Below are 26,188 nucleotides of genomic sequence, written 5' to 3' on the forward strand. Positions count from 1 at the left end.
GTGAACAGGTGGCAGCGCGACCTTGCTGCTTTGACTTCATCGAGGTGCGGCAGCCATGACACGGCGTAATCGCGAGCTGCAGGCGCGGATCGAGCAGCTGGAACAAGAGCTTGGGCGCGGTGGGCGCCGGCCGGAGACGGTATCGCCATGCGCATTGGTGGGCTGCCGTCTGCTGGAGGCCAGGGCGGCGGCGCAGCAGGGGAACCGTCCGCAAACGGGGCTGCTTGCCTACCTGCGGCATGCCCAATGGCGCCATATCCTGTCCGTGCCATTCATTTACCTCGTTGCCATTCCCCTCGGTCTGCTGGACCTGTCCATCAGCCTCTACCAGCTGATCTGTTTTCCTCTGTACCGCATCGCCCGCGTTCGGCGGCGTGATTTTTTCGTGTATGACCGCGGCAGGCTCGCTTACTTGAATGTGCTGGAGAAATTCCATTGCCAGTACTGCGCCTATGCCACGGGATTGCTCGCCTATGCCCGCGAAGTGGTAGGGCGCACCGAGCAATACTGGTGCCCGATCCAGCACGCCGGGCACGCCGATGCCACGCCGCCAGTGCATGCCCATGTCTGCCGGTTTGTCGCCTTTGGCGATGCCGACGCGTATCGCCGGCAATTGGAACCGCTGCGCAAGGAGCTGGTAGAGGACAACAAAGTCAATAATGGGTGACGCCGGCAACCTTGGCCAGCCGGCATGCGGGGCGGAGATGCCGACCCCGTCCTTGGGCGCGGACGTTTCAGCTGCCAACCTGAAGCTCGTTCGTGACGGCGGTGATGCCTGGTGCCATCCAGACCGCGCGCTCGACCTCGTCGCGTTCCGTCCAGGAACGCACCTTGCCGCTTAACGTCACTGCATCGCCATCGGCCTCGATCTTGATGCCGCTGGCCTCGATCAGGGCGCTGCGCTTCAGAGCCGCCTGGATGCGCGCCTTGATATCGGCCGGGATGGCCTTGTGGCTGATCTCGATGGCGCTGTCGATGCCGCGTATGCCATGGACATGGCGCAGTGCCAGCTGGGCGTGCTCGCGCTGATAGTTCCAGTCGACGGTACCTTCCAGCCTGACATGGCCGTGCTCGACGATGACCTTGATCGTTTTCGACGACACGGGCAGTTGCAGCGCGATGGCGGCAATGGCATCGTGGGCAATTTCCGCGTCCAGCCGCGAGTGGGGGCGCACCTCGATGTCGTTGGCCACGCCCAGCACGCCGGCCAGGCATTGCGCGTCGCGCTCGGCGTGCAGCTTGTGGCTGTAGGCATGCACAAAGCCCGAAAGCGTGACGACACGGTCGTTGACCGAGACGCCGATGTGGCTGGGATTAATGCGTGCATCCCACAGCAATTCCTGTTCGACTTGCGTCTTGATGTCGTTGTCGGTGACCATGAACGTGCTCCTGATAGGATAAGAAAGCGCTTGCGGCCTGCGCCAGGGCGTCAGCGGCGCGCAAGCGGCTGGCCGACGATGTGCCTCAATGACCGAGCAATAGCGGCAGGCGTGACTGGCTCAGCAGGCTGTGCGTCGTCCCGCCGAGCACCCATTCATGGAAGCGGCTGCGGCCGAATGCCCCGGCCACGATCAGGTCCGCGCCGCTGTCCTGGGCCAGGCGGCACAGTGCCGTACCGCATTCTTCGGTCGTTTCGCTGCGGCTCACTTCCGCGCGCACGCCATGGCGCGCCAGGTAGGTGGCCAGGTCGGCTCCCGGCTCCTGTCCGTGCTGCCCATAATGCTGGCGTGCATTGAGCACGATGATCTGCACGCGCTGCGCCCGCACCAGCAGCGGCAGCGCGCCAGCCACCGCGCGGCTGGCCTCGGCCGTGGCGTTCCAGCCGATGACGATGGAGCGCCCTGGTATGGTCACCGCGCCGTCGCCTTCGGGTATGACGAGCAAGGGACGGGCGCTGTGCAGCGCGAGATACGCGGGCAGGCGGGTCGACCAGATGAGCGACCGGTCGCTCAGGTCGCTCTGGCCGGTGATGACCAGATCGCAGTACAGCGACTGGAGGATCAGCGCATCGGCCGCGCTGCTATCCTGAAAGCGGGTTTCATACGAGGCCACGCCAAGCTGGCGGCAACGCTCATCGAAGCGGACCAGCTGTTCCCGCGCCGCGTCGCGCAAGGGTTCGTAGTCGATCGGCGGGGGCGGCGCCAGCGTGACCGCCCCGTAGACCAGGTAGTCGAGTTGCGGCCCGCCGCTGGCTACCGTTCCTATCAGATGGGAGCCGGCTTCACTGGCGAGCGCCGCTGCCACTTGCAGGCGCCGTTCGAAACCGGAAAACTGGTCGGCATACATCAGGATGGTCTTGTACATGGTGGGCTCCATAAAAGACTCACGATACCTGTTTCAGCCTCGCTTGTAAGGAGCGCCGACTGATCCAGATCAAGCCAGCCTTCAATTCGTGGCTCAGTGAACTGGCACCTGGCAAGTATTGATCGAGATCATATTTTCTGGCGGCGCGGCCGTGCTAGGATCACTGCCGGACAGGCGATGCGCAGCAAGAAAATGCGGTGCGCGCGCGGTGCCATGGCGGTGGAGGAAAGCATGTTGAACGATGCTGAAATAAGGCAGAACGTGGAGCATGAACTCAGCTGTATTGCCGGGATAGGGCCGCCTGCCATCATGGTGTCCGTGCATCACGGCGTCGTCACCTTGTCGGGGCGCGTGCATGATTTCGCCGGCAAGATACTGGCCGGGCGCTGCGCCACGGGGGTGGCCGGGGTGGCTGGCGTGCTCAACAATATCGACGTGGCGCTCGTGGGGCAGGCGCGCTCGGATACCGACCTTGCCGGCGCGGCGGTAGCGGCCGTCAAGGCGCAATTGCCCAGCTCCGCCGACGCCGTCACGGTGGTGGCGCACGACGGCGTGCTGCGGCTGAAAGGGACGCTGGGCTGGAACTATCAGCGCAAGCGGGCCGAGGAAGCGGTATATGCCCTGCGCGGTGTACGCGGCGTCGAAAACAGCATTGTGCTGGCGCCCGCAGGCCCTGCCGCTGAACTGCGCTGGAAAAAGCGGCTGCCTTCCCACGTGAATGGCATCATCCGTGCTGTCCGGCAGAACGCGGCCGCGCAGCCTGCCCACGCGCGTGCCGCTGGCCACGCGGCAGGGCGGCAGGGCGCGTTGCCGCCGCTTGTCCAGGGGCCGATGCCTGCGCCGCAAAGCGAGCATCAGTGGCCTGATACCACGCAAAGCATCGAGAAGCACGAGGTCTCGCGGCAGACCAGACTATTGCACCGCCTGGCACATCGCCTCGACAGCGAGGATGCGCGGGTGCGGCTCATCGTCACCGATATTTCACGCATCATGCTGGTGGGCGACCTGGCCTACAAGTTCAAGAAGGCCTTGCATCGCGACGTGCTCGATTACAGTACCTTGGCGGCGCGAAGGTATGCGTGCGAGGAAGAGTTGCGCTTGAATCGGCGCCTGGCGCCGGAGTTGTACCTGGGCCTGGCAAGCATCACCGGCACGCGGGCATGCCCCTCCATCGACGGCGAGGGGCCGGTACTCGAGTATGCCGTGCGCATGCGCCGCTTCGACCAGTCCGCCCTGTGGCAGGCGCGCCTGAATGCCGGCCAGCTTGGCGTGGATGAAGTCAGCGCGCTGGCGCTGTTGCTGGCGGATTTTCATGCCGGCGCTGCGCGGGCGACAGCCCAGTCGCCCTGGGGCAATGGCGCATTGATCGTTGCCCGCACCCGCGAGGACGTGGCCGGCATTGCCGCCGTGCTCGACGACACGCGCCAGCGTGCCATGCTCGACGAAATTGCGGCCTGGCTGACACTGCAGGAGCACGCCCTGGCGCCGATATTTACCCAGCGCAAGGCTGACGGCTGGGTGCGCGAATGCCATGGTGATTTGCATTGCGGCAACATCCTGACAGTGGAGGGACAGGTGCGCGTGTTTGACGGCATTGAATTTAACACCGCGTTGCGCTGGATCGACGTGGCGCAGGACCTGGCGTTCGCCTGGATGGACTTGCAATGCCAGGGCCGCCGCGGCCTGGCCGCTCGCTTGCTGAACGATTATCTCGAGCGTTGCGGCGACTACGGCAGCCTGGCGCTGCTGCCGTATTACCGGGTGCAGCGGGCATTGGTGCGCTGCAAGGTGTTCCTGTTGCGCTCCCAGGCTGGCAGCCGCGGTCGCTCTGCGGCATTGCTGCAGGCGCAGCGCTATCTGGCCTTCGCGCACGCGTGCATCACACCCGCCGCGCCGGCGCTGCTGATTACCCTCGGACTGGCCGGCAGCGGCAAGTCATGGCTGTGCAATGCGCTGGTCGAACCGCTGGAGGCGGTGCGACTGCGCTCGGATGTCGAGCGCAAGCGGCTGTTTTCCAGCGCTGCCGCCACCGTCGCCTCCGTCTCGCCAGCGCAGGGGATGTATGGCCAGGCCGCCAATGCCGCGACGTACCGGCGCCTGGCACGGCTCGCTCAGCAGGGGCTGGCGGCCGGTTGCGTGATGGTGGTCGACGCCACTTTTCTGGAACGCCGGCGGCGCCAGGCCTTTCGCGCGTTGGCGCGCCGCAGCCAGGTGCCGTTCCTGCTGCTGCATATCGACGCGCCTTTGCCGGTGCTGGCATCGCGCTTGGCCGCGCGGGCGCGTGCCGGTACAGATCCTTCCGATGCGGACATGGCCGTTCTCGCCTGCCAGATGGAGCACTGCGCCGGGCAAGGCTTGCGTCCGGGCGAGGCGGATGACGTCATCGAGATCGCCAATGACGCCAGTTTCGGCGTGGAGGCACTGGCCTTGCTGGTGGTGCAGGTGCGACAGGCCATGCTGCGGCGCGCCGCAGCATGCGCGCCGCATCGGAACACGACATGATCTGCCTCCTCTGGAGCTGTTCCGCTTGCTGCAAGACATCATCTGCGAACCGATGTTCTTGCTGCTGCTCGACTATGATTTCGATTTCACCTTCGTCGGTCTGCTGGCGCTGGAAGACCCCGTGCGGCCCGCAGTGCCGGCAGCCGTGGCGCAATGCCGGGCCGCCGGCATGCGCGTGGTCATGATCACGGGCGAGCATCCCGTGACCGCCGTGTGGATCGCGCGCCAGGCCGGTATATCCACGGACAGCGCGCCGCTGACGGGCCGCGAGCTCGAGGGAATGGACGATGCCGCGCTGCGACTACGCCTGGTGCGGGCCTTGCGTACGCGTGGCGACATCGCCGCCATGACGGGCGATGGCATCAACGACGCTCCCGGGACGGGCGTGGTGCGCGAGGCGGCCGCGCGCCAAGGCCGACGTCTGTTTGCCAGGCTGCGCAAGGCCATCGTCTCTATCGTGGCTGCGTGCGTGCCGATCACTGGTCTGTCGATCCTGCCTGCGCTGCTGGTGCCCGCGCATATACTCTTCCTGCAACTCATCATCGATCCGGCCTGCTCGATCGTGTTCGGGGTCGAGCCAGCCGAATCCGACGCCATGCGTTTGGCGCCCAGGAAACCCGGGCAGCAGCTCTTTGATCGCGACCTGTTGCTACGCGGCTTGCTGCAGGGCGCCGGCTTGCTGGCGATGCTGCTCGGCATGTTCTGGTATGCACGGGCATCGGGGCCGTCCGACGAGGCGGCGCGCGCCGCCATCTTCATCGCCCTGACCTTCTCTGGATCGAGGGCGCGGCCGTGCCGCTGTTAATGTTGCTACTGGGCGTGCCCGTGCTGGAGCAGCTGTTTGCATTTCCCATCCCCGGCCCTGGGCTGTTGCTCATTTGCTGCATGATCGCAGCCTTGACGCTTGGACGGTGTGAACGGCTGAAACGGTGCCAACACCCACCACAGGGACTTGACCCTGCGCCGACGGCCAGCTCGCCTGCGTATGTGGTGATGGTTGAAGGGACTCTTGCGCCCAGTCCCTGACCAACCGGCAATGATAGATAGATCCGGTGAGGGTATTTATGAGGGTATCGGTAACTGAATGGTTTGGAAATCACCGAAAAATCAAGCGCTTAGGCAGCTCGTTGACAATTGAGTGGAATAATCTCCCGTCCGGCAGCGTAAGGCTAATGCCGAATCAATGAAACAGCCCAGCTCCTGCGCTTAGCTTTTTGCCTGGCGGCAGTCGCAATACCTGCATCGGCTATGTCGTCTTCCCCAGGCCGGCCAGCCGTGCCAGGGTCTCCTGCGCATTCATGCTCTTGGCCAGTGAAACGGCGCTCATGCCGCGGCTGTCCACGGCGTCGATGCGGGCGCCGTGCCGCAGCAGCAGGTCGAGGATGGCGAGGCGGTTGAACATGGCGGCCATCATCAGCGGCGTCTTGCCGTCCGGGCTGGCGCCTTCCACCTTCGCGCCATGCTGGAGCAGCAGTTCGGCGATCTCCAGGTAGCCCTTGTAGGCCACGCCGGCCAGCGGCGTCTGGCCCTGGTCGTTGGGGACGTTGGCGTCGGCGCCCGCTGCGAGCAGCAGGCGTGACGTTTCCAGGTGGCCATGGTAGCTGGCCAGCATGATCAGGCTGTCGCCTTTTTCGTTGCGGAAGTTGACCGGCACGCCCTGGGCAAGCATGGGGCCCAGTTGCTGCGTATCGCCTTCGCGCACCAGGGCGAACAGGCCCTGGATGAATTCCAGCGTGTCGGCATCCATCGTCGCCGGGAGTTTTCGTGCTTCGGTGTTCATCGTGTTCTTTCCGCGAAGGTGGTCCAAGCTTGCAGTCTACTATGCGGCCGGCGCCAGCGCTTTTTGCCGCGCAGCCAGCGCTGCGCCGATGAAAAGGGCGATGGCCGAGGCGATCAGGCCCCGCTCCAGTCCCGCAGGGCCGTCGGCGATCCAGCCGACCGCGATGGGGCCGGCGATCTGGCCCAGCGCGAACACGGTCGTATAGGCGCTGATGCCGGCCGTCCACGATTGCTGCGGCAGGTTATGCCGCACCAGCGCCGTGGTCGAGGCCACCACCGACAGGAACACGGCGCCGAAGACGAGGCCGGAGAGGAAGACGACGGGCACAAAGCTCGTCAGGGCGGGCAGGATGGTGACCACGCCCAGCACGCCATTTAAAATCGCCAGCGATTCGCCGCCCTTGTAGCGGTCGAGCATGCGCGCCCAGATGCGCGACGACGCCACCACTGCCAGCCCCAATGCCGTGTAGAACACGGTGATCGAGGTGGCGCTCATGCCTTGCTGCTTGAGCAGGGCGATGACGAAGGTCATGTAGCCGATGTAGCCGACGCCAAACATGAAATAGCCGGCCAGGCTGGGAGAAAAGTCGCGCCAGGCGAAGCGTCGTGGCGTGTCGAGGGTGCGCGGCGCTTCGCCGATCGCCTTCGCCGGCAGGGCCATGAGGGCGGTGGCGGCGAGGCAGGCGATGCCCAAGGCCAGCCATGGCCATTGCCAGGCATGCGCGGCGCCGTGCGCCTGTGCGGCGGCCAATGCGGCCGGCACCAGCAGGGCCGAGAGCGCAATGCCGAAGCCCGTGCCGCCGTAGTACAAACCGATGTAGAAGCCGGCGCGCTGGCTGTGCATGGAGCCGAGCCGCGCCGCCAGCACGCCGCCGGCGATGAAAATGAAGGCGCTGGCCACGCCCGCGCATACGCGCTGCAGGAACAGGGCGGCCGTATCGCTGACCATGCCCGACATCAGCATGAAGACGCTGGCCAGCACGGAACCGGCGATCAGCAGGCGCCACACGCCCAGGCGGCGCATCAGGGCCGGCGTGGCCAGCGCACCGAGAAAATAGCCGAGCGCATTGAAGGTGTTCATGGCCCCGGCCAGCAGGTAGGACCAGCCCAGGTCGGCGCGCATGGGCGGCAGCAGCAAACCGTAGGAAAAGCGCGACAGGCCCAGGGCGACGGCGGCGCCCAGCGACAGCGCCAGCGCCGTGGCCAGCGGATGGGACGGGGAACGATCGTGTGTCGGCATGGCCTGGATACCCGTCTGTGTGCGAGCGTGGAGTAGGCGCCGGGAGGGGCAGGCCGGCGGGCGAGGTCTGTGCGGGACAGTGGCGCTGGCTGCACGCTTTTTTACTGCTAAGTTAGCGAATCGGACCCGGGAAGTCAAGCCGCGCCGCGCCTGTCATTGCTGGCAACAATGTAATCTTTGTCATCGTTACTTTTGGAGAGAATTGTGAGACATACAATCTCATATAATTGCAATTAGGAAATTAACTTGCCAAAATTCAATTTTGCGGGTTGCTCCTGATCCTCCATATCTTAAGGGCACTATGAACAAGAATAAACCTGGCGCGTTGTTGATTGCAGCGCTGATTGGCGCGGCGTTGGCTGGCTGCGCTTCCGAGTCGTCGCAAGCCCTGGCTGTTCCCACAGTCGCCAGCGCGGCCCGACCTTACGTCGGTCCACGCACCCTGATCGCTGTCGGCAAGTTCGACAACCGCTCGAACTTCATGCGCGGCATCTTTTCCGATGGCGTCGACCGTCTGGGCAGCCAGTCGAAGACGATTCTGATTGCGCACCTGCAAACGTCCAACCGCTTCAACGTCCTCGACCGCGACAACATGGCTGAGCTCAAGCAGGAAGCCGACTTCAAGAAGCAGGGCCAGAACATCAAGGGCGCGGACTTCGTCGTCACCGGCGACGTGACCGAATTCGGCCGCAAGGAAGTGGGCGACAAGCAATTGTTCGGCATCATGGGCCGCGGCAAGACGCAAGTGGCGTATGCCAAGGTCACCTTGAACATCGTCAACATCGCCACCTCGGAAGTCGTGTACTCGGCCGGCGGCGCCGGCGAATACAGCCTGTCGAATCGCGAAGTGCTGGGCTTTGGCGGCACCGCCAGCTATGACGCCACCCTGAATGGCAAGGTGCTGGACCTGGCCATGCGCGAAGCGGTCGAGCGCCTGGTGGCTGGCGTCGAAGCGGGCGCATTGCGCAAACAATAAGGTATCCCATGAAAACAATGATGAACAAGGGCGCAGCCCTGCTGGCCATGCTTGCCTGTGCCGCCCTGACCGGTTGCGCCACGCAATCGAAGACCCTGTACCAATGGGAAGGCTACCAGCCGCAAGTGTACGAATACCTGAAGGGCGAAAGCCCCGAGCAGCAGATCGCCGCCATGGAAAAAGACTTGCAAGTGATCGCTGCGAAAGGCAATCACGCGCCGCCGGGCTTCCATGCCCACCTGGGCATGCTGTACTCGATCGCCGGCAAGCCGGAGCAGGTCGCCGCGCAGTTCGAGGACGAGAAAAAACTGTTCCCGGAATCGACGCCGTACATGGACTTCCTGTTGGGTAAATTGAAAAAAGGCGAGAAATTATGATGTCGCGCATGTTGAAAATGGCCCTGTGCCTGGGTCCCGCCATCTTCATGGTCGGTTGCGCCACCAAGCAGGCCGCATACGATTACACCGCCTTCAAGGCCGCCAAACCCCGCTCCATCGTGGTCTTGCCGCCGTTGAACAACTCGCCGGAAGTCAATGCCGGCAACAGCGTCTACGCGCAAGTGACCTATCCGCTGGCCGAAGCGGGCTACTACGTGCTGCCGGTGGCCGTGGTGGGCGAGACCTTCAAGCAGAACGGCTTGACGAACGCCGCCGATATCCACGGCGTCGATGCGAAAAAGCTCAACGAGATCTTTGGCGCCGATGCGGGCCTGTACGTGACGATTTCCAAGTACGGCACCACGTACGCTGTGATCGACAGCGTGACGGTGGTGGCGGTCGATGCCAAGCTGGTCGACCTGAAGACGGGCGCCTTGCTGTGGCAGGGCGCGGCCAGCGCGTCTAGCAATGAAGGCAACAACAGCGGTGGCGGCGGCCTGATCGGCGCGCTGGTGACGGCGGCGGTCAAGCAGATCATCAACACCAGCACCGATGCCAGCCATCCTATCGCCGGCACGGCGAATGCGCGGCTGCTGTCGGCCGGCGTGCCGAACGGCTTGCTGTACGGCCCCCGTTCGGAGCGCTACCTGGCGCAGTAAGCGTCCTGCCGCATCGGCAAGGCATGTGCCGCTGTACTGAATGACCGGCGCCGGGGGGACATCACGGACTCGTCCCCCCGGCGCTGTCTTTCCTGAGTCCGGGCAGATCCAGAGCAAAGGGCAAGCGATGACTATTCAATTCAAGGTCAACTACAACGTGTCGGCGGACGAACTGCAGGGCAAGAGCGTGCTGGTCTTTTTGAAACCGCAGAACCCGCAGCGCAATTACCAGATCCACGCCTGGCAAGTGCTGGCCGGCGCGCCCGGCACTACCGAATCGTTCCACTACACGCCGCAGATCTCGACCGACGTGACCAGCCGGGATATCAAAGACAGCGATATCGTCTCCGGGCGCAAGCCAGTGCAGCCGGGGCAACTGCTGGCTGCCGTCAGCCCGAACGGCATGACGCCGCCGTTGCTGCAGCCTGGCTCCACGTCCCTGGCGCAAACCACACTGACGCCTCAGCAGTGCGGCGTGATCAACCACACCAATCCCTACATCCAGTTCGACAGCAACTGGTACGTCAACGACAGGCCCGTCGTGACCATGCCGCAGGTCGATTCGCACATGACGGTCAGCTTTGAGCACCTGCCCAACTTCTATTTCATGGTGGCGTCGCCGCCGAGGGTGGGCCAAACCTATATCGTGCAGAATTTCTCGGACATGACGCAGTACGTGATGCCGGAGACGGTCACGGAAGTGGACGTCACTGTGCACCGCAAGCAGGGCCTGTGGCACTTCGACTTCAGCGCGAGCTGAGGCGCGCCGGGACGCGCCGGCGCCAGAACGGCGCCGACGGCCAGCGCGTTTCCTGACCGTAGCAGTACGCCAGGTGGCGTTCGTACGCCGCGCCGATGGCCGCCAGCTCCCCATTGTAGTGTTGGCAGGCTTGCGGTTCTCCCCGCAGCGTGCGGTCGGCGGCCTCGGCCGCGGCCAGGCCCGTGTACAGGGCGTTGAAGATGCCTTGCGACGACAGCGGATCGAAGCTCAGGGCGGCGTCGCCGACGGCGAACCAGCCTGGACCGGCACCGGCGTCCAGGCTGGCCGTATGGGCGGGCGTGGCCATGGCGGGCGTATCGGCCGCATAGCCTTGCTGCTCCAGCAATTCCCGCGTCGCCGGCAGCCGGCGCGCCGCCGCTTCCAGCCAGCCGGCATCGCGCAATCCTGTGTTGGCCAGCAAGTCCGCATCCGTATGCAGGGCCAGCACGCGGCGCTGGCCGGGCAGGGGCGCGCTGTACCACCAGCCGTCTTCGCAAGCCTCGATGTGGGCAAAGCCCCGCTGTGACGGCGCCAGGTCGCGCCCATATTGCCAGACTGATATTAAACGGTCGCCGCGCTGGCGCCGCGCCCCGATTCGGCGGGCCAGCCGGGCGCCCCGTCCCGTCGCGTCGATGACGATGCGCGCCGCCGCATCGCAAGGGCCGTGCCGCGTCTGCAGCCGCACGCGCCAGCCGCCGTCCTCCGGCGTGATGGCGTCGACACTGGCCGGGGCCAGCAAGGCGGCGCCGCGCCGGCGCGCCTCGTCGCGCAGCGACAGGTCGAAGGTGCCGCGCGCCAGGTGCCAGCCGTGGCCATCGGGATCGCTGAGGAAGTGGTGCTCCGTCCAGGCGCCGTTCCACCAGGCGCGGTTGCCGTGGTAGGGCGCGTGGCCCTGGCGCAGGAAGGCGTCAAGCAGGTCCATGTCCCGCAGCAGGCGTGCGGCGGCCGGCGGCAGCGATTCGCCGATGCGCGCCAGCGGCGCGGCCAGCCGGTCCACCAGCAAGACCCGGTGCCGCCCCGCCAGGTTCAGGGCGGCCGTGGCGCCGGCCGGACCGGCGCCCACGATCAGCACGTCGGCCTGCAGCAAGGTCACAAGCGGTGCCGCTGCAGATGGCGCGCTTTTTCCGTGCCTTCCAGGTCGACGTCGACGAACTCGTCCGGTATGGCCGCCGCCGCGCGCAGCAGGTGTTTGCCGGCCGTGGGCGGCGGCAGGTTTTCCACCTGCAGGAACGCGGGGAAGCCGCTCACGTCCGTGGGGCCGGGGCGCACCTCGACCACGCCCACTTGCGCCAGGTCGGCGATCATGTTGTTGATCTGCTCTTCATAGCTGATGTTGCCCAGCGGACGTATCCACGCGGCGCGCCGGGCAAAAGCGGCCAGGCGGTCGTCGACGGGAATTTCGCGGTTCATCACCGTATCGTAGGCCAGCTTGCTCATCACCTGGTTCGGCACGCGCGCGGGCCAGAACGTGGGCACGTAGGGATCGTAGTCGGACTGGTAGCCGGAGCGGCAGCTGGCCGTGTCCGTCTGCCATGGCACGGCCATCCAGCGCGTCACGCCGCCCGCGATCTGTGCCGAGCAGGGGCTGCTGATATTGTCTGGCGTCAAGACGGCGCCATAGTCGGGCTCCACCCAGCCCGGCGGCCGGTGCGCCAGGCGGAACGGCGCGCTGTACATGCTGGCCTGGCGCATGGGCCAGGTCATTTCGCAGCCGGGGTGGAAGGCGTCTGCCAGGCAAAATTCCATGGCCGCGCGCAGCAGGGTGTCCGGTTGCAGGGCCACGTCCACCTCGGCCAGGCTTTGCGGCGGCGTCTTGCCGGGCGCGTAGTCGGCCGTGAACTCGCCGGCGGCCCATTGCTTGAGGAAGCGCAATTGCAGATTGCTCAGCGCGCAGTTCTGGCGCGGCGTGTCTGCCGGCGGGATGGCCATCGCATCGCCATACAGCCACGGCCACGGCGATGGCGCCCAGGCGTCGCGCTCGAACTGGCGGAACTGGTTGTAGATGACGTTGCGCCACTCCTTGCGGTTTTCGGACGGGCTGGCCAGGCGCGCCATCCATTCGTCGCGGCTGAACGGCGTGCTGCCGTCCCAGCCGAAGGCGGCCGCGAAGCCCGCATTGACCCATTGCAGGTTGGACAGGCGTTCGAAAATGGGGCGGATATCGTCCTGGAACGAGGGAACGGCGGGCGCTGCCAGTTTTCCTGTGGAAACAAACAAGTCGCGCATCAAGTCCCACATGGTGCGCACCGACTTTTGCTGCGGCGCGTAGTCGGGCGGCGCGACGACGACCCAGGCCATGTCGACGGGCAAGGCCTGGCCCTGGTAGTGCACGGTGGCGCAGACGGGGCCGTCGGCCGTGTCGTCGTACCAGCCCTCGTTGTTGGCGAAGGTGATGGCGCGCGCGCCAGTCCACGACGCCGACTTGCCATGGCCGCCCAGCACGATCAGCCGTCCCATGGCATCCGTGCGCAATTCGCCCAGGTAGACGGGCATGCCCATGAAACGGCCCCCGTCGAAGGTCACGGCCGGCTGTTCGCTGCCGCTGATCTTGCGCTCGCCCGGCGTGATGGACAATTGCGCGCGGTCGGTGATGGCCATGTTGCGCAGGAACGAGGGCTGGGTGACATTTGCTTCCGGAATATCGAGCGCGATCTGGAACTGGTACCACGCCGCCTTGGTGTTGGCCAGGGTGACGGACCATGCGATGTCGGCATTGCCGGAGTTCAATTCGGCCACCGCCACGCCGGCGGCATTCAGGCCGTAGATGCGAAAGCCGGCCGCCTGGCGCTTGATGGCCCCGGTGGCATCGCGGTAGTACCCGGCCGGCCGCGCCGCCGGTTCCGGCACCTCCGGTCCCAGAAAGTATTCGCTGGGGCTATTGCCCACGCGGGCAATGCCAATGGGCGGATAAATCGCCGCCTTGACGATGACGGTATCTTGGGAGGAACTGGACATGGCATGCCTTTCCAGGTGGCGTGGAGGGAAGGAAAATATACCGCATAAAAAATGCGCCAAATGCGCACATAGTCACCGCTTCGTGAATTCGTGCGATGGGCGCCGGACACAAGGCGTGTGGCGGCGCGCCAGGCGAGCTTCCCCCAGCCACGTTAAGATAGCGGTATTTTCAAGATTGCGAGGGGCCCAGGTGCGCGTGTTGCTGGTGGAGGACGATCCGATGATCGGGGAAAGCCTGGTCGAGGGCTTGCGCGGCGAGTGCTATGCCGTGGACTGGGTGCGCGACGGCCACGATGCGGAGCTGGCGCTGGCCGGCTTCGCCTACGATTTGATGCTGCTGGACCTGGGCTTGCCCGGCAAGGAGGGCATGGAGGTGCTGCGCGCCATGCGCGCGGGGGGCGCCGAATTGCCCGTGCTGATCATCACGGCGCGCGACGGCACGCCGGCCCGCGTGGAAGGACTCGACAGCGGCGCCGACGATTACCTGGTCAAGCCCTTCGACCTCGACGAGCTGCTGGCGCGCATCCGCGCGCTGCTGCGGCGCCGGGTCAGCCGTTCGCGCTCCGTCATCGAGCATGGCGCGCTGATCCTGGACCTGGCCAGCCACGACGTCACGTACGAGGGCGAGCAGATCAAGCTGCCGCCGCGCGAGTTTTCCGTGCTGCGCGCCTTGCTCGACCATCCGGGCAAGGTGGTGTCGAAGCGCCAGCTGAGCGAAAAGCTGTACGGCTGGGATTGCGAAGTGGAAAGCAATACCGTCGACGTGTACGTCTACCAGCTGCGCAAGAAGCTGGGCGCGGACGCCATCCAGACCGTGCGCGGCGTGGGCTACAAGATGCGGGTGGCATCTTGCTGACCATCCGCCGCCAATTGCTGCTCGGTTTGCTGGCCGCCACCTTGCTGTGCGTGCTGGGCGCCGGCATTTCGCTGTTCCGCTCGCTGCTCGAGGAAACCAATGAGCTGGCCGACTTGCAGCTGCGCCAGCTGGCCGTGGCCTTGCCCGACGAGTTCGAGCCGCAGACGGGGCTGGCCGCCGCGCAGGAGCCGGAAGAAGCGTTCGTGCTGCAGGCGTGGGACGAGGACGGGCAGCCGTTGCCCGTCCTGCAGGGCCAGCCGGCATTGCCGCGCTATGCGCTGGCCGGCTTTGCCGATGTCACGGTGCATGGCGAGGACTGGCGCCTGTACGGCGAGACGCGGCGCGGCCGCTACGTGCAGGTGGCGCAGGCGCAGGCCGTGCGCGACCAGCTGGCCTGGCAGATGACCGTGCGCGCGGGCGCGCCCCTGCTGGTGTTCGCGCTGATCCTGGCGCTGCTGATCGTCGTCGTGGTGGGGCGCGCGCTGGCGCCGCTGCACCGGCTGGCCGAATCGGTGGCCGGGCGTTCGCCGGATACGCTCACGCCGCTGGCGGCCGACGACATGCCGCCCGAACTGCGGCCCGTGGCGCTGGCGCTCAACAGCCTGATGGGCCAGTTCGAGGCGGCGCTGACGGCGCAGCGCACCTTTGTCGCCGATGCCGCGCATGAATTGCGCTCGCCGCTGACGGCGCTGAAATTGCAGCTGCAGGTGGCGGAGCGGGCCGGCAGCGAGGAAGAGCGCCGCGTGGCGCTGGCACGCCTGCATGAACGGCTGGACCGCAGCACGCACCTGGTGCGGCAATTGCTCAGCCTGGCGCGCCATGAAACGGCGCTCACAGCCAGCCAGCTGCACACGGTGGACCTGGGGCAGTTGCTGGAAGCGGCCGTGGCCGACCACAGCGCGCTGGCCGACAGCCGCGCGATCGACCTGGGCGTGGTCGAAACGCTGCCGGCCCCGGTGCTGGTGCAAGCCGATCCCGACGGCTTGCAGGTCTTGCTGAATAACCTGATCGACAACGCCTTGCGCTACACGCAGCAGGGCGGCCGGGTCGATCTGCAGGCGGCGCTGGAAGGGGGCCGACCCTTGCTGCGCGTCTCCGACAACGGCCCCGGCGTGCCGCGCCAGCACCATGCGCGGCTGTTCGACCGCTTCTTCCGGCCCGACGGCAACGACGCCTGGGGCTGCGGCCTGGGCCTGTCCATCGTGCGCCACATCGCCGAGCACCACCAGGCCGATATCGCGCTGGCCGAGGGCGAGGCGGGGCGGGGCTTGCAGGTGACGGTGCGCTTTCCGCAAGCGGCCTGAACGAAAAAAAGCGGATGCCGGCGAAGGCATCCGCTTTTCAGTCACGATCGAGGCGCTTACGCCAGCTCGGTGATGAATTGCGCGCGCGCGGGGCGCACTTTTTTCAGGTCCACCAGCCAGTCGCCCTCGTCGGCGCGGTAGCCCAGCGGCAGCATGACGACGGAGCGCAAGCCTTTTTCGCGCAAGCCCAGGATCTCGTCGACCTTGGCCGGATCAAAACCTTCCATCGGCGTCGAATCGACTTTTTCCTGCGCCGCGGCGATCAGGGCCGTGCCCACGCCGATATACGCCTGGCGCGCCGCGTGCTGGTAGTTGGTCTCGGCATCGCGCTGCGGATATGTGGCCAGAATTTGCTGGCGGTACGCTTCCCAGCCCTCATTCTTGAAGCCGCGCACGGTATTGACCAGGTCAAAGCGGGCGTTGATGCGTTCTGCCGTGTAATTGTCCCAGGCGGCAAACACCAGCAGGTGCGAGGCGTCCGTTACTTGCGACTGGTTCCACGCGTGCGGCTTGATCTGCTCGCGCAGGGCCGGATTCGTCACGACGAACACTTCGTAAGGATGCAGCCCGCTGGAGCTGGCCGTCAGGCGCACGGCTTCCAGGATGCGCTCGACCTTGTCTTGCGGCACCGTTTTCGTCGGGTCCATTTTCTTGGTGGCGTAGCGCCATTGCAGTGTTTCGAGCAAATCGGACATGTGAATCCCTTTCAGAGTGAATAGTTCAGATTGGAAATGATAGCGGATTCAGCCATTTCAAGTGCGGTCCCTCAAAGAGTTGTATAGATGAGCTGTCGCGTGCCCTTTACAGCCCCACCATGGCCAGCTCCACTGCCGGGTAGCGCGCGCCTTGCACGCCGGCGGGCGCGATGGCGGCGCCGATGGCGGCCAGCTCGGCGCCGCTCAGGGTGAGTTGCGCGGCGGCCACGTTCTCTTCCAGGTGCGCCAGGCTGCGGGCGCCGGGAATCGGCACGATGTCAGTGCCTTGCGCCAGCAGCCAGGCCAGGGCCAGCTGCGCCGCCGTGGCGCCGCGCGCCGCCGCCAGGCGCTGCAGCTCGGCAACCATGTGCGCGTTGGCCGCCATCGCGGGCGGCTGGAAGCGGGGCAGGCTGTGGCGGTAGTCGTCTGGCGCCAGCGTGGCGCTGGATGCGAGCCGGCCCGTCAGGAAGCCCCGGCCCAGCGGGCTATAGGGCACGAAACCGATGCCGAGCGCGCGGCAGGCGGGCAGCACGTCCGCTTCCACGTCGCGGCTCCACAGCGAGTATTCGGACTGCACGGCCGCAATCGGGTGCACGGCGTGGGCGCGGCGCAGGGTGGCGGCCGACACTTCCGACAGGCCCAGGTGGCGCACCTTGCCTGTGCGCACCAGTTCGGCCATGGCGCCGACCACGTCTTCGATGGGCACGGCCGGGTCCACGCGGTGCTGGTACAGCAAGTCGATGCACTCGATGCCGAGCCGGGACAGCGATCCTTCCACCGCCTGGCGAATATGTTCGGGGCGGCTGTCGACACCGGCCATGCGTTCGACGCCCTGGCCGTGCGGCAAGATCTTGAAGCCGAACTTGGTAGCGATGCTGACTTTGCCGCGTAATTCTTTCAGGGCGCGGCCTACTAAATCCTCGTTGGCGTAGGGGCCGTACACTTCGGCCGTATCGATCAGGGTCACGCCCAGCTCCACGGCCCGGTGCAGCACGCGCAGCGAGGCGGCTTCGTCGGCGCCGCCGTAGGCAAAGCTCATGCCCATGCAGCCCAGGCCGATGGGGGCGACGCGCAAGCCGGAGTTGCCCAGTGTTCTGTGTTCCATTGTCATTTCCTTTCAAAAAAAGATGCAAGGAGTATGGATGACGGAACAGCATGCGATAAGATGGCTAATCCTGCATGTATTACTGAATTTTTCTCATGAATAATGACTGACCTCAACGAATTGACGGCCTTTGCCGCCGTCGCCCGCCTGCGCAGCTTTCGCAAGGCGGCCCTCGAACGGGGCGTATCCGCGTCCGCCCTCAGCCACGCATTGCGCGCGCTGGAAGAGCGCCTGGGCGTGCGCCTGCTGAACCGCACCACGCGCAGCGTCACGCCGACTGAGGCGGGGCAGCAGCTGCTGGCGCGGCTGGCGCCGGCCATGCGCGAAATCGACGATGCCTTGCAAGACTTGAGCGCCTTGCAGGATGTCCCGGCAGGCACGCTGCGCCTGAACGTGCCCCGTCCGGCCGCGCGGCTGCTGCTCGCGCCCATGCTGGCCGGTTTCGTCGCGCGCTATCCGCGCGTGCAGGTCGAAGTGGTCACCGATGACGGCATGATCGATATCGTGCGCGACGGTTTTGACGCGGGCATCCGCTTCGGCGAACAGGTGGCGGCCGACATGATCGCTGTGCCCGTGGGCGCGCCGCAGCCGTTCGTGGTGGTGGCGTCGCCCGTCTACCTGGCGGCGCATGGCGCACCAGGCACGCCGCGCGATTTGCTGGCGCACGCCTGCATAGGGCGGCGCTTTCCCAGCGGACGCCAGTATGCGTGGGAGTTCGGGCAGGATGGGGAAGCCGTCAGCATCGCCGTCGGCGGGCTGCTCGTGTTCGACGACGATGAACTGATGCTGCGCGCGGCCCGCGACGGGGCGGGACTGGCGTATGTGTACGAAGCCGACGCGCGCGCCGATATCGCGGCGGGGCGCCTGGCGTGCGTGCTGGAGCGCTGCCTGCCGCCGCCGTCCCGTTACTTCCTGTACTACCCCGGCCGGCGGCAGATGCCGGCCGTGCTGCGCGCCTTTGTCGACATGCTGCGCGCGCCGGCGATATAGTCAGCCGGCAGGCGGGGCCGCATGCTCGACCGGCCACTTGACGGTAAACACGCTGCCGCCCGCCTTGCCGCGCGTGCAGACGGCGCTGCCGCCGTGCGCGCGCGCGATGGCTTCGACCACGGCCAGACCCAGGCCGCTGCCCGCATGCGGGTCGCCGCCGTCGCTGTCGCCGCGGCGAAACGCCTCGAACACGTGCGGCGCCAGTTCCTTTGAAATTCCGGGGCCCGCATCCTCGACGCTCAGGTAGTACTGGCCCGCCTGCACGCGGGTGCGCACGCGCAGCAGGCCCGGATGCGCATAGCGGCGCGCGTTGTCGAGCAGGGCCAGCACGATTTGCCGGATGCGCGCCGCGTCGCAGCAGACGGGATGGTCGGACAGGTGCAATTGCAGGGTAAAGCCGGCCGCCTCCATTTCCTGCGCCAGCAGGCGGGCCACTTCCTCGATTTCCAGGGTCAGGTCCGTCCACGCCATGCGCAGCTGCATGTGGCCGCTGTCGGCCAGGCTCAGGGTGCGCAAATCCTCGATCAGGCGGCCCAGGTCCTCGACTTGCGCCAGCAGGCTGGAAAACGGCACTTCCTCGGGCTTGAAGACGCCATCGACGACGCCCTGCAAGGTGCCGCGCAGGATGGTCACGGGCGTGCGCAGTTCGTGCGCGATGGCGGCATTCCACGTTTCGCTTTCCTTCGCGCCCCGCTGCAGGCGCTCGGCCATGCTGTTGAAATCGTCGACCAGCATGGCCGTCTCGCCCAGGCTGCGGTCGCCCGCGAAGGCGCGCGCGGACAGGTCGCCGTGGGCCACGCGGCGCACGCTGTCCATCACGGAATTGATCGGTTTTAAGATGCGCGCGGCCAGCTTGAAGGCGAAAAAGGCGGCCAGCCCCAGGCCGAAGATGGTGATGGCGAAGATCCACAGCCATTCGACGGTGCTGGGCGACCAGTCGTCGGGCTCGGACAGCATGCCGGGATCGATCTTGAAGGCGACGGCGAAGAAGATCCACGAGCCGATCCAGATGATCAGGATGCTGCACACCATCAGCACGGACATCGACAGCACGATCTGCCGGTTCAGGCCTGTAAAGCGCATCAGGCGTCGCTTTCCAGGCGGTAGCCCACGCCGCGCAGGCTGGCCGGCATGTTCATCACGCCCGCTTCCTCCAGCTTCTTGCGCAGCTTGCTGACGTGGCTGTCCACCGTGCGCTCCATCGAATTGCTTTCGGGCATGCACGACTCCAGCAATTCCAGGCGGCTGCAGACGCGGCGCGGCGTGCGCGCCAGGTGGGCCAGCAGGCGGAATTCCGTCAACGTCAGGCTCAAGGGCACGGGCGCGCCTTCGCGCAGCACGCTGGCCACATACGTTTCCTGGTCGATTTCGATGGGGCCGCAGCGCAGGCGCTGGCCGCCCACCGGGTGGTGGCGCACGCGCGAGCGGCGCAGCACGGCCGCCACGCGCGCCACCACTTCGGCCGGATTGAAAGGCTTGATGATGTAGTCGTCGGCGCCCACGCGCAGGGCGGCCAGCTTGTCGGCATCCTGGTCGCGCGCCGTCAGCATGATGACGGGCGTCTCGCCGCGCCGCCGCACTTCGGCCAGCACGCCCCAGCCGTCGACACGCGGCATCTGCACGTCGAGCAGCAGCAGGTCCGGCGCCAGCGCCAGGTGCTGCTGCAGCGCATCCTGGCCATCGTGGGCGAAGGCCGTGCGGTAGCCGTCGCGCTCGAGATAACCGGCGAGGATGCGGGCGATTTGCGGTTCATCTTCGGCGATCAGGACGAGGGCGGAAGGGGGCGTGGTGGCAAGAAAAGAGGGTTGGCTGGCGCTGTGATGATAGTTCATGCAAATAGTCTAGCATTCTTCGCGCTCTCCATCGAATCTCCACATTTCTTTGACGGAACATCCACGCAGGACTTTTATGCTGCGCCTATCTGTCGACCGGACCGCCGGTTGGGATCCGCCATAGAGAAAAGTCATGCCAGTAAAGTACCCCACCAGGAAAAACATGTTGATCGCCGCGGCACTGCTCAGCCTTGCCGCCTGTTCCAAACCCGCGCCGGAAGAAGGCGCGGCGCCGCCCGCCGCCGTCACTGTGCTCAAGCTGCACGCCGCGCCCGTGGTGCTCAGCGACGAATTGCCGGGCAGGGTGGCGGCCTTCCGCACGGCCGACATCCGCCCGCAGGTGGGCGGCATCGTGCTGCGCCGCCAGTTCGAGCAGGGCGCCGACGTGACAGCGGGGCAGAAGCTGTTCCAGCTGAACCCCGCGCCGTTCCAGGCGGAAGTCGATTCGGCCGCCGCCGCGTTGCAGCATGCCGTGGCCACGGCGAACCGCGCCAGCAGCCAGGCCGAGCGCCTGAAACCGCTGGTGGAAGCGGACGCCATCAGCCGCCAGGCATATGACGACGCCGTGGCCCAGCGCGAGCAGGCCGTGGCCACCGTGGCGCAGGCGCGTGCCGCCCTGGCCCGGCGCCGCCTGGACCTGGCCTTTGCCAGCATCGAGGCGCCGATTGCCGGGCGCATCGGCTCCGAACTGGTGACGGAAGGCGCGCTCGTGGGCGTGGCGGACGCGGCGCCGATGGCGCGCATCCAGCAGATCGACAAGGTGTATGTCGACGTGCGCCAGCCGGCCGCCGCGCTGGCCGCGCTGCGGGTCTCGGGTTCGGACAGCACGGGCGGCGCCGACAAGCTGCCCGTGACCATTTTAGGCGCCGACGGCCAGCCGCATCCCGTCACGGGCCGCATCCTGTTCTCGGGTATCAGCGTCGATGCGGGCACGGGCGACGCCGTGATCCGCGTGCTGGTCGACAATCCGCAGCGCCAGCTCTTGCCGGGCATGTTCGTGCGCGCCCGTATCGCCCGCGCCGTGCAGGCCGATGGCGTGCTGCTGCCGCAGCAAGCCGTCTTGCGCAGCAGCGGCGGCCAGGCGCAGGCCTGGGTGCTCGATGGCACGAACAAAGCCAGCTTGAAACCGATCGCCGTGGGCGACGTGGTCGAGCACCAGTACGTGGTCAGCGGCGGCCTGAAGGCGGGCGACACCGTCGTCATCGAAGGCCAGGAACGCCTGCAGCCGGGCGCCACCGCCGCGCCGCAGCCATGGAAGCCGGCCGTCGTGGCCACGGCGGCTGCCGCCAAGGCGCGTTGATGCACACTTTGAATACAATGAAAGTCTAACGACATGCCTCAATTTTTCATCAACCGCCCCGTCTTTGCGTGGGTGGTGGCGGTCTTTATCGTCCTGTTCGGACTGATCGCCATACCGCAATTGCCGATTGCGCGTTTTCCTTCCGTGGCGCCGCCCAGCGTCAGCATCAGCGCCAACTACCCTGGCGCCACGCCGCAAACCATGAACGATTCCGTGGTGGGCCTGATCGAGCGCGAACTGTCTGGTGTCAAGCACCTGCTGTATTTCGAGTCGTCCACCGATACCTCGGGTTCGGCCTCGATCACCGTCACCTTCCAGCCGGGCACGGACCCGGAAATGGCGCAGGTGGACGTGCAAAACCGCCTGAAAGCCATCGAGCCGCGCCTGCCGCAAGCCGTGCGGCAAAACGGCCTGACGGTGGAGTCGGCATCGTCCGGCTTCCTGATGATCGTCAGCCTGATTTCCGAGAATGGCCAGCATGACGAAGTGGCGCTGGGCGACTACCTGGCGCGCAACGTGACGGAAGAACTGCGCCGCATCCCCGGCGTGGGCAAAGTGCAGCTGTTTGGTTCCGAGCGGGCCATGCGCATCTGGGTCGATCCGGCCAAGCTGGTGTCGTACAACATCGCCATGGGCGAACTGACGGCCGCCATCGCGCAGCAGAATGCGCAGATCGCGCCGGGCCGCCTCGGCGATTCGCCCGCCGTGCATGGCCAGCGCGTGACGATTCCGCTGACGGTGCAGGGGCAGCTGCAAACCCCGGCCGAATTTGCCGCCATCGTGCTGCGCGCGAACGCGGACGGCTCGAAAGTGACCATCGGCGACGTGGCGAAAGTGTCGCTGGGCGCGCAAAGCTTCAATTTCAGCATCCGCGAAAACGGCCAAGCCGCGTCGGGCGCCGCCATCATGCTGTCGCCCGGCGCCAACGCCGTGCAGACGGCGGCCGCCGTGCGCGCGCGCATGGCCGAGCTGGCGCACACCATGCCGGCCGGGATCAAGTACTCGGTGCCGTTCGATACGGCGCCGTTCGTGAAGATCTCGATCGAGAAGGTCGTCGTCACCTTGCTGGAGGCGATGGTGCTGGTCTTCCTCGTCATGTACCTGTTCCTGCAAAAGATACGCTACACCTTGATTCCCGCCATCGTCGCGCCGATCGCCCTGATGGGCACTTTTACGGTGATGCTGCTGGCCGGCTATTCCGTCAACGTGCTGACCATGTTCGGCATGGTGCTGGCCATCGGCATCATCGTCGACGATGCCATCGTCGTGGTGGAAGCGGTCGAACGTTTGATGGCGACCGAAGGCCTGTCGCCGAAGGAAGCGACGTCGAAAGCCATGCGTGAAATCACCGGTGCGGTCGTGGGCATCACGCTGGTGCTGACGGCCGTGTTCATCCCGATGGCGCTGGCCAGCGGTTCCGTGGGCGCCATCTACCGCCAGTTCACGCTGGCCATGGCCGTGTCGATCCTGTTCTCGGCGTTTCTGGCCTTGAGCCTGACGCCGGCCCTGTGCGCCACCATGTTGAAACCCATCGGCCCGCACGACCACGATAAAAAAGGGTTCTTCCTGTGGTTCGACCGCCAGTTTGAGCGCATGACGGCCCGCTACGAAAAGGGCGTGGTGGCGATGCTCAAGCGCGCGGGCCGCTCGATGGTGCTGTACGGCGCCATTGTCGCGGCGCTGGGCGTGGCCTTCATGCAGCTGCCGTCGGCCTTCCTGCCCGAGGAAGACCAGGGATATTTTATTACCTCGATCCAGCTGCCGTCCGACGCCACCATGGAGCGCACGCTCGATGTCGTCAAATTGTACGAGCAGCACGTGGCCACGCGGCCCGGCATCGAAGTGAACCAGTCGATCCTCGGCTTCAGCTTTTCCGGCGCGGGACCGAACGCGGGCCTGGCCTTCACCATGCTGAAGGACTGGAAACAGCGCAACGGCGCCACGGCGCAGGAAGAAGTGGCGCTGGCGCAGGCCGCCATGTCGCAGGCGAAGGAGGGCGTGATCATGAGCCTGATGCCGCCCGCCATCGATGAACTGGGCAACTCGTCCGGCTTTTCGATGCGCCTGCAAGACCGCGCCAGCCAGGGCATCGCGGCCTTGCAGGCGGCGCAGAACCAGCTGCTGGGCCTGGCCGCGCAAAGCGCCAAGGTGGCGGGCGTGTATCCGGACGGCTTGCCGCCCGGCGCCAGCGTGCGCCTCGATATCGACCGCACCAAGGCCGAAGCGCTGGGCGTGCCGTTCACGGCGATTGCCGACATGCTGACGGCGGCCATGGGCTCGACCTACGTCAACGATTTCCCGAATGCGGGCCGCATGCAGCAGGTGATCATCCAGGCCGACGCGCCATCGCGCATGCAGCTCAACGATGTGCTGGCCTTGCGCATCCGCAATAACGCGGGCGGCATGGTGGCCCTGGGCGAACTCGTGCGCCCCGTGTGGAGCGAGTCGCCGCTGCAGCTGGTGCGCTACCAGGGTTATCCGTCGGCGCGCATTTCCGGCAGCGCGGCGCCCGGTGTGTCGAGCGGCGACGCCATGCTGGAAATGGAGCGCCTGGTGAAACAGTTGCCGCCCGGCTTCGCGCTGGCGTGGACGGGCCAGTCGCTGCAGGAGAAGGAATCGGCGTCGCAGGCGCCCATGCTGATGGCGCTGTCGATGCTGGTGGTCTTCCTCGTGCTGGCGGCCCTGTATGAAAGCTGGTCGATTCCCGTTTCCGTGATGCTGGTGGTGCCGCTGGGCTTATTGGGCGCCGTGCTGGCCGTGATGTTGCGCGGTATGCCGAACGACGTGTTCTTCAAGGTGGGCATGATCACGATCATTGGTCTTTCCGCGAAGAACGCCATCCTGATCGTCGAATATGCGCGCCAGCTGCAGGCGCAGGGCAAGGGGCTGGTCGAGGCGACGGTGGAAGCGGCCCGCTTGCGCTTGCGCCCCATTTTGATGACGTCATTGGCGTTCGCGCTGGGCGTGGTGCCGTTGATGCTGGCCACGGGCGCCAGCGCCGAGACGCAGCACGCGATCGGTACGGGCGTGTTCGGCGGCATGATTACCGCCACCGTGCTGGCCGTGTTTTTCGTGCCCGTGTTCTTTGTCGTGGTGCTGGGCGCCGTCGACAAGATGGGCAGGTACTTCAACAAACGCAGTGATCGCATCGCCGTCAAGGCGGTGGAAGGAGAGTTGTAATGCGTTTCTTTTTTCTCACGCCCCTGGCCGTGCTGGCCTTGTCGGCGTGTTCCCTGACGCCGCCGCTGGTCAAGCCGGCGGCACCGATACCGGCCAGCTATGCAGAATCTGCCGCGCCAGCCACGGCCGACACCGCGGCCGACCTGGGCTGGCGCCAGATGCTGCTCGATGCGCGCCTGCAGCGCCTCGTCGATATCGCGCTGGAAAACAACCGCGACTTGCGCGTGGCCTCGCTCAACGTGGAAGCCGTGCGGGCGCAGTACCAGATCCAGGATGCGGGCCGCTATCCTGCCGTCGGTGCGAATGCGGGCGGCGTGCGCCAGCGCGGCGCCGATGCCACGGTTCAAAACACGTTCACGGCCGGCATCGCCATGAGCGCGTTCGAGATCGACCTGTTCGGCCGCCTGCGTTCCTTGTCGGACGCCGCGTTTGCCCGCTACCTGGCCACGCAGCAGGGCCAGCGCGCCGCGCACATGGCCCTGATCGGCGCCGTGGCCGACGCCTACCTGGAGCAGCGCCTGGCCGAGGAACAGCTGGCGCTGGCCCGGCAAACCCTGCTTGACTGGCGCCAGGCGCTGGTGCTGACGCAGCGCCTGCACGGCGCGCAGCAGGGCAGCGGCCTGGACGTGGCGCAAGCCCAAGGGCAGGCGGCCACGGCGGAGGCGGACGTGCAGGCGCGCGAACGGGCCAGTCTACTTTCGCGCAACAACCTGGAATTGCTGCTCGGTGCGCCGCTGCCAACGGACTTGCCCGCAAGCCGGCCGCTCGATGGCCAGCCTGTGCTGACGCAGCTGCCGCCCGGCCTGCCGTCGGACTTGCTGGCGCGCCGTCCCGATATTTTGCAGGCCGAGTACGCGCTGGCAGCGGCGAATGCGGAAATCGGCGCCGCCCGCGCCGCCTTCTTCCCCCGCCTGTCGCTGACGGCGTCGCTGGGCTTTGCCAGCCCGGAACTGGGCGACCTGTTCCGCGGCAGCGCGCGCAGCTGGTCGTTCGCGCCGCAAGTGACGCAGCCGCTGTTCCAGGGCGGCCAGCTGCGCGCGGAACTGCAGCTGTCGCGCCTGCGCAAGGACGTGGCCGTGCTGCAATATGAGCAGGCGATCCAGGCCGCCTTCCGCGAGGTGCGCGACGGCCTGGCCGGCAGCGCCACGTATGCACAGCAGATCGCCGCGCAAGAGCGCGTGGTGGCGGCGGCGCGGCAGCGCCAGCGGCTGTCGCAGCTGCGCTACGACGCTGGCCAGGACAGCCGCCTGGAATTGCTCGACGCGCAGCGCCAGTCGTATGCGGCCCAGCAAGCCCTGCTCGACGCGCGGCGCGACCAGTTCAAGTCGGCCGTGGCGCTGTACAAGGCGCTGGGGGGAGGGCTGGAAGAGTAGG

The 26,188-nt window shown here is 66.4% G+C and carries 23 protein-coding genes; 13 read left to right on the top strand and 10 right to left on the bottom strand.

Annotated elements, in window-relative coordinates; genetic code table 11:
- Positions 1–55 precede the first annotated feature (55 nt).
- Entirely contained in the window at positions 56–667 is a 612-nt protein-coding gene (locus tag ACQ4WQ_RS09090; RefSeq protein WP_436496344.1) for a hypothetical protein, read from the top strand.
- A gap of 67 nt (positions 668–734) precedes the next feature.
- On the opposite strand, the gene ACQ4WQ_RS09095 is transcribed toward ACQ4WQ_RS09090, so the two are convergent.
- Both ACQ4WQ_RS09095 and ACQ4WQ_RS09100 read right to left on the bottom strand, forming a co-directional pair.
- The gene (locus ACQ4WQ_RS09095) at positions 735–1,379 is read right to left on the bottom strand and encodes a BON domain-containing protein (protein WP_436496346.1); all 645 of its coding nucleotides are present in this window, start codon (positions 1,377–1,379) and stop codon (positions 735–737) included.
- 85 nt (positions 1,380–1,464) lie between these two features.
- A complete protein-coding gene (locus ACQ4WQ_RS09100; RefSeq protein WP_436496348.1) occupies positions 1,465–2,304 on the bottom strand; it encodes a universal stress protein in 840 nt (279 codons plus the stop codon).
- Between the two features lie 96 nt (positions 2,305–2,400).
- On the opposite strand from ACQ4WQ_RS09100, the gene ACQ4WQ_RS09105 reads away from it, so the two are divergent.
- Together ACQ4WQ_RS09105 and ACQ4WQ_RS09110 are read left to right on the top strand one after the other, a co-directional pair.
- Complete coding sequence (locus tag ACQ4WQ_RS09105; protein ID WP_436496350.1) at positions 2,401–4,806, top strand: AAA family ATPase; 2,406 nt, start codon at positions 2,401–2,403, stop codon at positions 4,804–4,806.
- A gap of 25 nt (positions 4,807–4,831) precedes the next feature.
- Positions 4,832–5,611: an HAD-IC family P-type ATPase gene (locus ACQ4WQ_RS09110; RefSeq protein ID WP_436496352.1), complete on the top strand. Its 780-nt coding sequence runs from the start codon at positions 4,832–4,834 to the stop codon at positions 5,609–5,611.
- Positions 5,612–6,052: 441 nt separating this feature from the next.
- Here the strand turns inward: ACQ4WQ_RS09110 and ACQ4WQ_RS09115 are convergent, their stop codons facing one another.
- Both ACQ4WQ_RS09115 and ACQ4WQ_RS09120 read right to left on the bottom strand, forming a co-directional pair.
- Complete coding sequence (locus tag ACQ4WQ_RS09115; protein WP_436496354.1) at positions 6,053–6,586, bottom strand: ankyrin repeat domain-containing protein; 534 nt, start codon at positions 6,584–6,586, stop codon at positions 6,053–6,055.
- 39 nt (positions 6,587–6,625) lie between these two features.
- Entirely contained in the window at positions 6,626–7,825 is a 1,200-nt protein-coding gene (locus tag ACQ4WQ_RS09120; RefSeq protein WP_326458638.1) for a YbfB/YjiJ family MFS transporter, read from the bottom strand.
- A gap of 301 nt (positions 7,826–8,126) precedes the next feature.
- On the opposite strand from ACQ4WQ_RS09120, the gene ACQ4WQ_RS09125 reads away from it, so the two are divergent.
- The 4 genes from ACQ4WQ_RS09125 (at position 8,127) to ACQ4WQ_RS09140 (ending at position 10,597) form a co-directional block, all read left to right on the top strand.
- Positions 8,127–8,801, top strand: coding sequence for a CsgG/HfaB family protein (locus ACQ4WQ_RS09125; RefSeq protein ID WP_230538325.1), 675 nt, complete (start codon positions 8,127–8,129; stop codon positions 8,799–8,801).
- Between the two features lie 8 nt (positions 8,802–8,809).
- A complete protein-coding gene (locus ACQ4WQ_RS09130) occupies positions 8,810–9,178 on the top strand; it encodes a DUF4810 domain-containing protein (RefSeq protein ID WP_414654781.1) in 369 nt (122 codons plus the stop codon).
- Positions 9,175–9,837 carry a DUF799 domain-containing protein gene (locus ACQ4WQ_RS09135; protein ID WP_070221498.1) on the top strand — a complete coding sequence of 221 codons (663 nt, stop codon included), beginning with the start codon at positions 9,175–9,177 and terminating at the stop codon, positions 9,835–9,837. Before ACQ4WQ_RS09130 ends, ACQ4WQ_RS09135 begins: the two co-directional genes overlap by 4 nt.
- 127 nt (positions 9,838–9,964) lie before the next feature.
- Positions 9,965–10,597 carry a hypothetical protein gene (locus tag ACQ4WQ_RS09140; protein ID WP_436496357.1) on the top strand — a complete coding sequence of 211 codons (633 nt, stop codon included), beginning with the start codon at positions 9,965–9,967 and terminating at the stop codon, positions 10,595–10,597.
- On the opposite strand, the gene ACQ4WQ_RS09145 is transcribed toward ACQ4WQ_RS09140, so the two are convergent.
- Positions 10,584–11,690: a tryptophan 7-halogenase gene (locus tag ACQ4WQ_RS09145; protein WP_436496359.1), complete on the bottom strand. Its 1,107-nt coding sequence runs from the start codon at positions 11,688–11,690 to the stop codon at positions 10,584–10,586. The two genes, ACQ4WQ_RS09140 and ACQ4WQ_RS09145, sit on opposite strands and share 14 nt — an antisense overlap.
- Entirely contained in the window at positions 11,687–13,552 is a 1,866-nt protein-coding gene (locus tag ACQ4WQ_RS09150) for a LodA/GoxA family CTQ-dependent oxidase (RefSeq protein WP_436496361.1), read from the bottom strand. Before ACQ4WQ_RS09150 ends, ACQ4WQ_RS09145 begins: the two co-directional genes overlap by 4 nt.
- 190 nt (positions 13,553–13,742) lie before the next feature.
- Here ACQ4WQ_RS09150 and ACQ4WQ_RS09155 point away from each other — a divergent pair, with 190 nt between their 5' ends.
- The gene (locus ACQ4WQ_RS09155) at positions 13,743–14,408 is read left to right on the top strand and encodes a response regulator transcription factor (RefSeq protein ID WP_326458642.1); all 666 of its coding nucleotides are present in this window, start codon (positions 13,743–13,745) and stop codon (positions 14,406–14,408) included.
- Entirely contained in the window at positions 14,402–15,712 is a 1,311-nt protein-coding gene (locus tag ACQ4WQ_RS09160) for an ATP-binding protein (RefSeq protein WP_436496363.1), read from the top strand. The genes ACQ4WQ_RS09155 and ACQ4WQ_RS09160 overlap by 7 nt, the downstream gene beginning before the upstream one ends.
- A 56-nt stretch (positions 15,713–15,768) precedes the next feature.
- Here the strand turns inward: ACQ4WQ_RS09160 and ACQ4WQ_RS09165 are convergent, their stop codons facing one another.
- Complete coding sequence (locus tag ACQ4WQ_RS09165; protein ID WP_326458644.1) at positions 15,769–16,407, bottom strand: NAD(P)H-dependent oxidoreductase; 639 nt, start codon at positions 16,405–16,407, stop codon at positions 15,769–15,771.
- Between the two features lie 106 nt (positions 16,408–16,513).
- Positions 16,514–17,512 (bottom strand): aldo/keto reductase, encoded by a 999-nt coding sequence (locus ACQ4WQ_RS09170; RefSeq protein ID WP_436496366.1) that lies wholly within the window; start codon positions 17,510–17,512, stop codon positions 16,514–16,516.
- Between the two features lie 102 nt (positions 17,513–17,614).
- On the opposite strand from ACQ4WQ_RS09170, the gene ACQ4WQ_RS09175 reads away from it, so the two are divergent.
- Entirely contained in the window at positions 17,615–18,502 is an 888-nt protein-coding gene (locus ACQ4WQ_RS09175) for a LysR family transcriptional regulator (protein WP_436496368.1), read from the top strand.
- Here the strand turns inward: ACQ4WQ_RS09175 and ACQ4WQ_RS09180 are convergent, their stop codons facing one another.
- Both ACQ4WQ_RS09180 and ACQ4WQ_RS09185 read right to left on the bottom strand, forming a co-directional pair.
- Positions 18,503–19,585 carry an ATP-binding protein gene (locus ACQ4WQ_RS09180; RefSeq protein ID WP_436496370.1) on the bottom strand — a complete coding sequence of 361 codons (1,083 nt, stop codon included), beginning with the start codon at positions 19,583–19,585 and terminating at the stop codon, positions 18,503–18,505. It abuts the gene before it with no gap.
- On the bottom strand, positions 19,585–20,334 hold the full coding sequence (locus tag ACQ4WQ_RS09185; RefSeq protein WP_436496372.1) for a response regulator: 750 nt from the start codon (positions 20,332–20,334) through the stop codon (positions 19,585–19,587). Before ACQ4WQ_RS09185 ends, ACQ4WQ_RS09180 begins: the two co-directional genes overlap by 1 nt.
- 163 nt (positions 20,335–20,497) lie before the next feature.
- Between ACQ4WQ_RS09185 and ACQ4WQ_RS09190 the strand changes: the two genes are divergently transcribed.
- The 3 genes from ACQ4WQ_RS09190 to ACQ4WQ_RS09200 are packed head-to-tail and all read left to right on the top strand — an operon-like array spanning position 20,498 to position 26,187.
- Complete coding sequence (locus ACQ4WQ_RS09190; protein ID WP_436496374.1) at positions 20,498–21,634, top strand: efflux RND transporter periplasmic adaptor subunit; 1,137 nt, start codon at positions 20,498–20,500, stop codon at positions 21,632–21,634.
- 33 nt (positions 21,635–21,667) lie between these two features.
- Positions 21,668–24,814, top strand: a complete 3,147-nt coding sequence (locus ACQ4WQ_RS09195; protein ID WP_436496376.1) for a multidrug efflux RND transporter permease subunit — start codon at positions 21,668–21,670, stop codon at positions 24,812–24,814.
- A complete protein-coding gene (locus ACQ4WQ_RS09200; RefSeq protein WP_436496378.1) occupies positions 24,814–26,187 on the top strand; it encodes an efflux transporter outer membrane subunit in 1,374 nt (457 codons plus the stop codon). Before ACQ4WQ_RS09195 ends, ACQ4WQ_RS09200 begins: the two co-directional genes overlap by 1 nt.
- Position 26,188: the final 1 nt, after the last annotated feature.

Source organism: Janthinobacterium goodfellowi (assembly GCF_051380695.1).
Classification (GTDB): Bacteria; Pseudomonadota; Gammaproteobacteria; order Burkholderiales; family Burkholderiaceae_D; genus Janthinobacterium.